Genomic DNA, 1,051 nt, shown 5'->3' with positions numbered 1-1,051 from the left:
GGGGAGGGCGGGTCGATGTCCCGTCCCAGCCAGGAGGAGAGCGGGGTGTTGCGCACGCCGGCCTTCGAGGCCGGACCTGATCGACGAATACGCCACGACCACCGGCGCCGTCCTCGGCGGCCGCGACGGCCGCGTACGGCCGCCTTCGTCATGGAGCAGCCGGACTCGGCTGCCTTCCTGATCGTCGACTCGGCCCATATCGAGCACCCGACGATGCCGCTGTGCCCGTTCATCGACGGCTGGGAGACGGTCGAGGAGATGGCGGCCGGCCTCGGGGTCCCCTACGAGACGCTCAACCAGACGCTGACCTCCTACAACACCCATGCGGCCACCGGCGAGGACCCGGAGCTCCACAAGGCGCCGGAGTGGACCGAGCCGCAGGACACCGGCCCCTGGGGCGCCTACGACCTCTCGCTGGGCAAGGCGATGTATGCCGGCTTCACCATGGGCGGACTGGCGACCACGGTCGAAGGAGAGGTACGCCGCGAGGACGGCTCCGCGATCGCCGGGCTCTACGCCGCCGGCGCCTGTGCTGCCAACCTCGCCCAGGACGCCAAGGGCTACGCCTCCGGGATGCAGCTCGGCGACGGCTCGTACTTCGGGCGTCGGGCCGGCCGGCACGCCGCCGGGCGGTGACCCCGCCGCCCCGAGCGCCGGTGACAGGAGTCACAATCCCGGCACCTCCGGTGAGACCGCTCGCCGGCCGGCACGCGCGGCCAGCTAGTCTGTGAAGACGCTCACCGAGCGAACTGTTGCCATATCACATATCCCTCCGAACGTGAATGGCTTCAGTAAAAATTGGGACTTTGTGCCCTACGCGCGGCGCGAGCTCGGCTGGTTATGTATACGCGACGCCGCGGACATCGCCAGTGCCTGGCTCCCGACGCGTCCGCAGGCCATCGGTCCCCACTCGACGCCTGGCGCCGTACTAGCCGAAAGGAATCCCTATGTTCGACTTCCGGAGCCCGGCCGGCCTCATGGTCGTCGCCGCCCTGGTCGTCATCGCGCTCGTTGTGGTCGGTGCTGTCTTCGGCAACAGCCCGTCTTGATC

The 1,051-nt window shown here is 69.4% G+C and carries 1 protein-coding gene; it reads left to right on the top strand.

All coding sequences use genetic code 11. The features are described 5' to 3' along the window. On the top strand, window positions 1-636 hold a 636-nt coding region (locus ACFVJS_RS28050; protein ID WP_378886814.1), incomplete at its 5' end, for an FAD-binding protein. Window positions 637-1,051: the final 415 nt, after the last annotated feature.

The sequence above is a fragment of the Nocardioides sp. NPDC057772 genome (genome assembly GCF_042798075.1).
Taxonomy (GTDB): Bacteria; Actinomycetota; Actinomycetes; order Propionibacteriales; family Nocardioidaceae; genus Nocardioides.
The sequence above is the reverse complement of the archived record's forward strand: the minus strand, read 5'-3'. Positions and strand labels throughout refer to the sequence as shown.